At 74.9% G+C, this 10,941-nt stretch carries 1 pseudogene; it reads right to left on the bottom strand.

Annotated features, from left to right (window positions below):
- Positions 1 to 18 precede the first annotated feature (18 nt).
- Positions 19 to 10,934: pseudogene (locus tag BLV72_RS52115) on the bottom strand (non-ribosomal peptide synthetase); the annotation flags it as partial.
- Between the last annotated feature and the right edge of the window lie 7 nt (positions 10,935 to 10,941).

Genomic DNA, 10,941 nt, shown 5'->3' on the forward strand with positions numbered 1-10,941 from the left:
GCCGGTCGCCTCGGCGGTGCCGTCGGTGCCCGGCACCACATACGCCACCAGCTGGTGGTCGCCGGGGCGGTCCTCGCGCACCACGACGGCCGCCTGGGCGACGTCCGGGTGGCCGGCGAGCGCCGCCTCGATCTCGCCCGGTTCGATCCGGAACCCGCGGATCTTGACCTGGTCGTCGGCGCGGCTGAGGAACTCCACCGCGCCCTCGGCGTTCCACCGCACCAGGTCACCCGTCCGGTACATCCGGCCGCCCGCCGGGCCGTACGGATCGGCCACGAACCGCTCGGACGTCAGCTCCGGCCGTTCCAGGTAGCCGCGTGCCAGTCCGGCGCCCGCGATGTAGAGCTCGCCCGGGACGCCGGGCGGGACCGGGCACAGCCCGTCGTCCAGAACGTGGACGCGCATGTTGTCCAGCGGCCGTCCGATGGGGATCTGGGCAGGGACGCCATCGGGGTCCGGCATCCGGAAGCGGGTGGCGAAGGTGGTGGTCTCGGTCGGGCCGTAGCCGTCCACGACCACGGTCCCCGGGCAGGCCGCCATGACCCGCCGCACCGCCTCCGCGGGCACCACGTCGCCGCCGGTCCACACCTCGGCCACGCCCGCGAAACAGGACGGGGCCTCCTCGGCGGTGAGCCGGAACAGCCCGGCGGTCATCCACAGCCCGGTGACCGCGTGCTCGGCGACGACCCGCTCCAGTGTCGGAAGGTCCAGGTCACCCGGCGGGGCCACCACCACCTGGCCGCCGTTCAGCAGCGGCACCCACAGCTCGTAGGTGGCGGCGTCGAACGCCTGCGGCGAGTGCAGCAGTACCCGGCGGTGCGCGCCCGAGGCGAACGCCCGGTCCGCCGCGAGTGCCGTGACGTCGGCGTGTGTGATCGCCACGCCCTTGGGCACCCCGGTCGAACCGGAGGTGTACATCACGTACGCCAGCTGCTCGGGGCGCACGGCCGCCGGGAGTGGTGCGTGCTGCCCGTCGGCCGGCGCCGGGGCGTCCACCACGAGGACGGTGGCGTCGTGCGCGCACTCCGGCGCGGGCGAGGCCAGGTCGGTGAGCAGCACCGAGACCTGACTGTCCGCCATGATGTGGCCGCGCCGGGAGGCCGGGTAGCGCGGATCGATCGGCACATACGCGGCGCCGGACTTGAGCACCGCGAGGATCGACACCACGAGCCCGGGCGAGCGCTCCTGGAACAGGGCGACCCGGTCCTCGGGGCGACCCCGAGTGCGACCAGGCGCCGCGCGAGACGGTCGGACGCCTCGTCCAGCTCCCGGTAGGTCAGCTGCCGCTCGCCCGCGACGACGGCCACCGCGTCCGGCGTGCGTGCCACCTGGGCGGCGAACCGCCCGTTCACACTGTCCGGCACGGCCTCGGTGGCGGTGTCGTTCCACCGCCGCACCACCGTCTCCCGCTCCTCCTCGCCCAGCAGATCGATCGAGGAGACCGGTCGCCCCGGATCCGCGGTCACGGCGGTCAGCAGCCGCTCGAGGCGCTCCAGCAGCCCGGCGACCGTGGCGGCGTCGAACAGGTCGGTGCTGTACTCGACGAATCCGTCCATGCCCTCCGGCGCGCCGCTGTCGTCGTCGAACTGCTCGGCGAAGCTGAAGAACAGGTCGAAGCGGGAGGCGCCGGTGAAGCCGTCCGCGGCCGTCACGGTGAGCCCGGGCAGCTCGAGGTCCGCGGCCGCCGTGGCGTTCTGCAGGGCCAGCATCACCTGGAACAGTGGCTGGTGTGCCGCGGAGCGGTCCGGCCGCAACACCTCCACCAGGTGGTCGAACGGCACGTCCTGGTGGGCGTACGCGGCCAGCGACGTCTCCCGGGCGCGGCCGACCAGCTCGGCGAACGAGGGGTTGCCGCTGAGGTCGTTGCGCAGCACCAGGGTGTTGACGAAGAAGCCGACCAGCTTGTCCAGCGCCTCGTCGGTGCGGCCCGCGATGGGGCTGCCCAGCGGAATGTCCGTGCCCGCGCCGAGCTTGTTCAGCAGCGCCGCCACCGCGGCCTGCATCACCATGAAGGTGCTCGCACCCTGCTGCCGGGCCAGCGCCCGGATCGCGGTGTGCAGCCGCGCGGACAGCCGGATGCCCAGCCGTGCGCCCTCGAAGCCGGCCACCGCCCGGCGCGGCCGGTCGGTGGGCAGGTTCAGCTGGTCGGGCAGGTCCGCCAGGGCCCGCTCCCAGTGGCCGACCTGCGCCGCGAACAGGCTGTCCGGATCGGACTCCTCGCCCAGCAGCTCCCGCTGCCACAGCGCGTAGTCCGCGTAACTCACCGGCAGCGGCTCCCAGTCGGGTGCCCGCCCGGCGCAGCGGGCCGCGTACGCCCGGGCCACGTCCCCGGCCAGCGGGCCGATCGACCAGCCGTCGCCCGCGATGTGGTGGACGACCAGCACGAAGACGTGCTCGGTGGGCGACAGGGAGAGCAGGGACGCCGCCACCGGCAGGTCGGCGGTCAGGTCGAACCGGACCCGGACCGCCTCGGCCGTCGCGGCCTCCACCTCGGACGGCGTCACCTGGCGCGCGGCGATCTCCACCCGGGCGTCGTCCCCGGTCAGGATCCGCTGACGGGGCACGCCGTCGACCTCGGGGAAGAAGGTGCGCAGGCTCTCGTGCCGGTCGAGGACGTCGTCCAGCGCGGTCCGCAGCGCGTCCCGGTCCAGGTCGCCGGAGAGCCGCACCACGAACGGCATGTTGTACGTGGGGCTCGGCCCCTCCAGACGGTGCAGCAGCCACATCCGGCGCTGGGCGAACGACAGCGGCAGCACCTGCGGGCGGGGCCGCGGGCGCAGCGCGGGGCGCGCCCGGTCGGCGCCGTCGAGCCGGCCGACCAGCCCGGCCGCGGTGGGGTGCTCGAACAGGGCGCGGATCGGCAGTTCGACGCCGAAGACCGTGCGCACCCGGCTCATCAGCCGCGTCGCCAGCAGCGAATGGCCACCGGACTCGAAGAAGCTGTCATGGACCGGGAAGGCGTCCATGCCGAGGGTCTGGGCGAACAGCCCGCACATGATCTCCTCGCGCGGGGAGCGCGGGGCACCGCCCTGGGCGCCCTGGCCCGTGGCCGCCGGTTCCGGCAGGGCCCGCCGGTCGAGCTTGCCGTTGGGCGTCATGGGCAGCGCGTCCAGCGCGACGAGTGCCGAGGGGACCATGTACTCGGGCAAAGACGCCGCGAGATGCGCGCGCAGCGCCCCGGTGTCGGCCGTCCGGCCGGGCGCCGGCACGACGTATCCGACGAGCCGCTGGTCGCCCGGTCTGTCCTCGCGCAACAGCACCGCCGCCTGGGCGATGTCCTGATGGCCGGTCAGCGTCGCCTCGATCTCTCCGGGTTCGATGCGGAACCCGCGCAGCTTCACCTGGTGGTCGACCCGGCCCAGGTATTCCAGGCATCCGTCGGAGCCCCACCGGGCGAGGTCCCCGGTGCGGTACATCCGGGTGCCCGCCGGGCCGTACGGGTCGGCCACGAAGCGTTCCGCCGACAGACCGGGCCGCCCCAGATAGCCGTGGGCCAGACCCGAGCCGCCGATGTACAGCTCGCCCGCGACCCCGGCCGGGACCGGCCGCAGCCGCCCGTCGAGGACATGGACGGTGGTGTTGGCGATCGGGGCGCCGATGGCCGGGGCGCCCGGGCGGGCGCCGAGCGCCGCGGTCGTGGACCAGATGGTGGTCTCCGTCGGCCCGTACAGGTTGGTCAGCTCCGCGCCGGCCGCGGTGATCCGGTCCGCCAGTTCGCGCGGCAGCGCCTCACCGCCGGCCAGGGCGCGCAGGCCCCGCGGCGCCTCCGGGGCGTGCGCGACCAGGGCCTGCCACAGGGACGGCGTCCCCTGCAGAACGGTCGCGTCCGCCTCGTCGGCCAGCCGCAGCAGCGCCGCCGGGTCGCGCACCGTGTCGCGGTCGGCGATGACCACCGCGGCGCCGCTCACCAGCGGGAGGTACAGCTCCAGCGCGGCGATGTCGAACGACACCGTGGTGACGGCCAGCAGCCGGTCGGCGGCCCCCAGCGGGAACCGTTCGGCCATATCGCCCAGGAAGTTGGCCAGCGCGCGCCGCGGCACCACCACCCCCTTGGGCCGTCCGGTCGATCCCGAGGTGTGGATGACGTACGCGGGGTGCTCCGGATGCACCGGCGCGGCCCGCTCGCCGTCGGCCCACGGCCGCGCCGGCGCATCCGGTCCGCGGTGCGGCCCGGCGTCGTCCAGCAGTTCCAGGGTCGTGCCCTCGGGCAGGGCCGCGGCGGTGGTGCGGGTGGCGAGTGCGAGCAGCGGACGTGCGTCGGCGAGGGTGGCGGCCAGCCGCTCCGCGGGGTGCGCGGGGTCCAGCGGCAGATACGCCGCGCCCGAGCGCAGGACCGCGAGGAGCGCCACCAGCATGCCGGTGCCGCGCGGCAGGGCCACGGCGATCAGGCTGCCGGGCGCCGCGCCGCGCTCGATCAGGCGCCGGGCCAGCCGGGTCACGGCGGCGTCCAGTTCGCCGTAGGTCAGCGACCCGTCGGGGCCGCGCACCGCGAGGGCGCCGGGGGTGGCCGCGGCGCGCCGGGCGAGCAGCGCGTCGACGCCGTCGGCGGGGACCGTGCGCCGTGGCCCGGTGCCCGCCGTGCGCAGCGCCGACCGCTCTTCGGGGTCGAGCAGCTCCAGCTCCCCGACCGCCTCGTCGGGCGCGGCGACGGCCGCGGAGAGCAGCCGCACCAGGCGGGCCGTCAGACCGGCCACCCGCTCGCCGTCGAACAGGTCGACGGCGTAGCCGACCGTGCCGGTGATACCGGCCGGTGTGCCATCCGCGGCGTGGTGCTCCGTGAAGGTGAAGGACAGGTCGAACTTCTCCGTCTCCAGCGTGAAGCCCTCCGGCTCGACCGTCAGCCCCGGCAGGCCCAGGCTCCAGTCCGCCCGCGCGGCGTTCTGCAGGTTGAGCGCCACCTGGAACAGCGGGTGGCGGGCCATCGAGCGGCCCGGGTTGACCGCCTCCACCAGCCGCTCGAACGGAAGGTCCTGGTGGGCATAGGCCGCCAGGTCGGTCGCGCGCACCCGGTCCAGCAGCTCGGCGAAGGTCGGCTCTCCGGAGGTGTCGGTGCGCAGCACCAGGGTGTTGACGAAGAATCCGACCAGGTCCTCCAGGGCCTCGTCGGTGCGTCCCGCGATCAGGCTGCCGATCGGGATGTCCGTACCGCAGCCCAGGCGCGAGAGCAGCGCGGCCAGGCCCGTCTGCAACACCATGTAGACGCTCGCTTGCCGGGACCGGGCCAGCTCGCCGATCCGGCGGTGCAGCTCGGCGGGGATCTCCACCGGGACGTGCGCGCCCTGGTAGCTCGCCACGGCCGGGCGGGGGCGGTCGGTGGGCAGGGACAGCTCGTCGGGCAGCCCGGCCAGCGTCTCCTCCCAGTAGCGCAGCTGCCGGGCGATGGGGCTGTCCGGCTCGGCCTCGTCGCCGAGCACCGCGCGCTGCCACAGCGCGTAGTCGGCGTACTGCACGGGCAGCGGCTGCCAGCCGGGCTCGCGGCCGGTGGCCCGCGCCCGGTAGGCGGTCGCCAGGTCGGCCATGAGCGGGGCGAGCGACCAGCCGTCGGCCGCGATGTGGTGCATCGTCAGGGTGAGCACATGGGTATCCGCGGCCGGAGCGAACAGCCGGGCCCGGAGCGGGGGCTCGACGGTCAGATCGAAGCCGCCGCGCATCTCGGCCGCCAGCAGCCCGGGCAGCCGCTCCTCGGTGGTCTCGGTGACGTCCGGCCGCGGCGCGGCCCCGTCCACCGGGAGCACCCGCTGGACGGGGACGCCGGCGGACTCGGGGAAGACGGTGCGGAACACCTCGTGCCGCGCCACCAGATCACCCAGCGCCGCGGTGAGCGCGTCCCGGTCGAGCGCACCGGTCATCCGCAGGGCGATCGGCAGGTTGTACGCGGAGTCGGCCGCGTCGTCGAAGCGGTTGAGGAACCACAGCCGCCGCTGGGCGAACGACAGCGGTACCTCGGCCGGGCGCGGCATCGGCGCGAGCGCGCGGCGGCCCGCCCCGGCCTGGGTGAGGTGCGCGGTCAGCCGGGCCACCGTGGGCGCCTCGAAGACGGCGCGGATCGGCAGCTCCAGCCCGAAGACCGAGCGGATCCTGCTGACCAGCCGGGTGGCGAGCAGCGAATGCCCGCCCAGATCGAAGAAGTTGTCGTGCACGCCGACGTCCGGCACCCCGAGCATGTCCGCGAACAGGTGGCACAGCAGCTCTTCCTGCGGGGTGCGCGCACCGGCCGCGCCCGGCCCGTCCCGCCGGTCCGCCACCGGCGCGGGGAGCGCCGCGCGGTCCACCTTGCCGTGCGCGGTCAGCGGCAGCTCGTCCACCGTCAGATACGCCTGCGGCACCATGTACTCCGGCAGCCGCCCGGCCAGATGCCCCGCCAGGTCGGCGGGTGCGCAGGGCGCGGCGCCGGGCGCCTGGACGAGATAGGCCACCAGACGCTGGTCGCCCGGCCGGTCCTCGCGCACGATCACCGTCGCGCCGGCGACGGCCGGATGGGCGGCGAGCGCCACCTCGATCTCGCCCAGCTCGATCCGGAAGCCCCGCAGCTTGACCTGGTCGTCGCCGCGGCCCACGTACACCAGCTCCCCGGCCCGGTTCCACTTGGCCAGGTCGCCGCTGCGGTACATCCGGGCGCCGGGCGGGCCGTACGGGTCGGCCACGAACCGCTCCGCGGTCAGCGCCGGCGCGTGCAGATAGCCGCGCGCCAGCCCCTCACCGGCCAGATACAGCTCCCCGGTCACGCCTTCGGGCACCGGTTCGAGCCCCGCGTCCAGCACATACAGCCGGGCGTTGGTCTGCGGCCGTCCGATCGGCACCGGCCCGTCCGGCAGCGGCGCCCCGGGGGCGAGGCGGTACTCGGCGCAGTTCACGGTGGCCTCGGTAGGCCCGTACACATTGCGCACCGTCACGTCCGGGTGCCGCTCGCGCCATTCGCGCAGGCTGGTGCCGAGCAGCGGCTCGCCGCCGAGCAGCAGGTCGCCGGAGGGCGAGTAGCCGTCGGGCAGCGCGCTGAGCAGCGGCAGATGGCTCGGGGTGGCCTTGAGGAACGTGGCGGGCGCCGCGGCCAGCCCGGCCTCCTCCGGCGGCGCGGGTTCGCTGAGCGAGGCGAGGTTGACGCAGCCGCCGACCAGCAGCGGGGTGTACAGGCCGGTGACGGTCAGGTCGAACGAGACGGGCGAGTGCACCAGCGCCACCCCGCGCGCCGACGCGTACTCGGCGGTGGTGTGCGCCAGGTAGTCGGCGAGCGAGTGGTACTCGACCACCACGCCCTTGGGCCGCCCGGTGGAGCCGGAGGTGTAGATGACATACGCCGCGTCCCGCATGGACAACGGCCGGGTGCGCTCCGCGTCGGCCATCGGTCCGCTCTCGGCCGCCGCCAGGACCGCCGCCGTCTCCGGCGCGTCCAGCAGGACCACGGGCGCGGCGCACTCCGGGAGCCGGGCCGCGGTGGCGGTGTCGGTGAGCACCAGTGCGGGCGCCGCGTCGCCGAGCATGAAGGCGATGCGGTCGGCCGGGTTGCCGGGGTCGATCGGCAGATACGCGGCACCGGATGTCACCACCCCGAGCAGGGCGGTGACCAGCAGCGGTGTCCTGGGCAGCGCGACCGCGACCAGCGCGCCGGGTCCGGCGCCGGCCGCCCTCAGGTGGCGGGCGAGCCGGCCGGCGGCGGCCGCCAGCTCCGCGTACGTCAGCGTGAGCGGCCCGCGCACCACCGCGGGCGCGTCCGGGGTGCGCGCCGCCTGGGCGGAGAACAGCTCCGGCAGGGGCGCGGCGGGCACCTGCCCGGCGGGGCCCGCCGCGTACCCCGACACCAGCCGGTCGCGCCGCTCGGCGGGCAGCATCGCCAGGTGGTCGACGGTCCGGTCCGGGTCGTCCACGGCGGACCGCAGCACCCGGCCCAGACAGGCGGCGAAGTCCTCCGCCGTGGCCTGGTCGAACAGGTCGACGCTGTACTGGATGTCGCCCTGGAGCCCGGCGGGGGCGCCGTCGGCGTCGTACTCCTCGGAGAAGCCGAAGGCCAGGTCGAACCGGGCCGCACCGAGGTTGACCACGTACGAGGTCACCTCCAGGCCGCGCATCTCGCTGGCGTAGTCCGGCAGGTTCTGCAGGTTCAGCAGCACCTGGAACAGCGGGTGCCGGGCCAGCGAACGAGGCGGGTTGACGGCCTCCACCAGCCGCTCGAACGGCACGTCCTGGTTGCCGTAGGCACTCAGGTCGGTCTCCCGCACCCGGTCCACCAGCTGACGGAAGGTCGGGCGTCCGGAGGTGTCGGTGCGCAGCACCAGCATGTTGGTGAGGAACCCGACCATGTCGTCGAGCGCCTCGTCGGTGCGGTTGGCGATCACGCTGCCGATCGGGATGTCGGTGCCCGCACCGACCCGGTGCAGCATCGTGGCGAGCCCGGCCTGCAACACCATGTACAGGCTCGCGCCCGTCTCCTGGGAGAGCGCCAGCAGCTTCCCGTGCAGCTCCGCGTCGAGCCGGTAGTACACGGGCATGCCGCGGTGGCTCGCGACCGCCGGGCGCGGACGGTCCACCGGGAGCGCCAGCTCCTGCGGCAGCGCGGCGAGCTGCTCCTGCCAGTAGCGCAGCTGCCCGGAGAAGACGCTGTCCGGGTCGTCCTCGTCGCCCAGCACCTGCTGCTGCCACAGGGCGTAGTCGGCGTTCTGCACCGGCAGCGGCTCCCACCGCGGCGCCATCCCGTCGCAGCGCGCGGCGTAGGCGGTGGCCAGGTCGGTCGCCAGCGGCCGCATCGACCAGCCGTCACCGGCGATGTGGTGCAGCACGAACAGCAGGACGTGGTCCTCCTGCGCCAGGCGGAACAGCGACACCCGCAGCGGCACCTCGGCTGTCAGGTCGATACCGCGGCGGACCTCGGCCTCCAGCCGTTCGTCCACGTCCCCGGGGCCGGCCTCCACCACCGTCAGGTCGGGGCGTGCCTCTCGCACGGGCAGGATCCGCTGGTAGGGCACGCCGTCCCGCTCGGGGTACACCGTCCGCAGGCTCTCGTGCCGGCCGACGAGATCGCCGAGCGCGTCGGCGAGCGCGGCCTGGTCGAGCGGGCCCCGCAGCCGGATCGAGATCGGCATGTTGTACGTGGCGCTCTGGCCGTCGAACCGGTTGATGAACCACAGCCGCCGCTGGGCGAACGACAGCGGGATGTGCTCCGGCCGCTCCATGGCCCGCAGCGCGCTGCGTCCGGCGCGGGCGTCGTCCAGCCGGGCGGCGAGCGCCTCGGCCGTCGGCGCGTCGAACACCGCCCGGATGGGCAGCTCCACACCGAAGGCGGCCCGGACCCGGCTGACCAGGCGGGTGGCGAGCAGCGAGTCGCCGCCCAGGGCGAAGAAGCTGTCGTCGACGCCCACGTCCGGCCGCCCCAGGAGGTCGGCGAACAACCTCAGCAGCTGCTCCTCGCGCGGGGTGCGGGCGGCCCGGCCCAAGACGGCGACCTCGGGCGCGGGCAGCGCCGCGCGGTCGACCTTCCCATTGGCGGTGAGCGGAAGCCGGTCCAGGGTGACCACGGCGGAGGGCACCATGTAGTCCGGCAACTCGTCGGCCAGCCGGCGGCGCACCGCCTCGGCGTCCAGGGCCGCGCCGTCGGCGGGCACGAGGTAGGCGATGAGCCGCTGCGGGCCGTCGGCGGCGCGGCGTGCGATCACCGCGGCCTGGGCCACCCGCGGCAGCCGGGAGACGGCCGCCTCCACCTCGCCCAGCTCGATGCGGAACCCGCGGATCTTGACCTGGTCGTCGGCGCGGCCCGCGAACAGCAGTCTGCCCTCGGGTGTCCACCGCACCAGGTCGCCGACCCGGTACATGCGGGAGCCCGGCGGGCCGAACGGGTCGGCCACGAAGGACGCGGCGGTCAGCCCCGGCCGGTCCCAGTAGCCGCGTGCGAGCCCCTCACCGGCGATGTACAGCTCGCCGGTGACCCCGGCCGGCACCGGCCGCACCATGCCGTCCAGCACATAGACGCGCATATTGTCCATCGGGCCGCCGATCGGCACGGTGCCGACGGGTGGGGTGGCGGCGTCCATCCGGTGGAAGGTGGCGAAACTGGTGGTCTCGGTCGGACCGTAGGTGTCCTTGAACACCATGCCGGGGAAGCGGTCCAGCAGCCGGGCGACCGAGGCGGCGGGCACCACGTCGCCGCCCGCGAGCAGTTCGCGCACCGGCGCCAGGCACTCCAGGTCCTCGTCCACCACCAGCCGGAACAGCCCTGCCGTCAGATGCAGCGCCGTCACCCGGTACTCGCTCAGCAGCCGCCCGAGGGACGCCACGTCCAGGTCCTCCGGCGGAGCGAGCACCACCTGACGGCCCCTCAGCAGTGGCATCCACAACTCGTAGTTGGAGGCGTCGAAGGCGTGCGGGGCGTGCAGCAGCACCCGGTGGTGGGCGTCCCCGGCGAAGCAGCGGTCGAGCGCGAACGCCAGCAGGTCACGGTGGGTGACGGCGACGCCCTTGGCACGACCGGTGGAGCCGGAGGTGTACATGATGTACGCGAGCTGCTGCGGATGGCCCGCGACGTGTGGGTCCTCGGCCGGCTGTTCGGCCAGCCGCGGCTCGTCGTCCACGACGATGACCGGACCGCCGGCCGGGGGCGCCTCGGAGACCGACGCGGTGTCGGTCAGCACCACCGCGGCGCCCGTCTCGGCGACGATGAGGGTCGTGCGGGCCAGCGGCGCGCGTGCGTCCAGCGGTACGTAGGTCCCTCCGGCCTTCAGCACGGCCAGCAGCGACACGACCAGATCCGGCGAGCGGCGCTGCAGCACGGCCACCCGGGAGCCCGCGGTCACGCCCGAGGCGCGCAGCAGATGGGCCAGCCGGTTGGCGGCCGTGTCCAGCTCCTGGTAGGTCAGTTGCCCGCCCTGCCACAGCAGGGCCGGCTCGTCCGGCACCCGCGCGGCCTGTTCGGCGAAACGGCGCTGCACGGTGCCCGCCAGGGCGGGCACCTCGACG

Source organism: Streptomyces melanosporofaciens, assembly GCF_900105695.1.
In the GTDB taxonomy this organism is placed as follows: domain Bacteria; phylum Actinomycetota; class Actinomycetes; order Streptomycetales; family Streptomycetaceae; genus Streptomyces; species Streptomyces antimycoticus.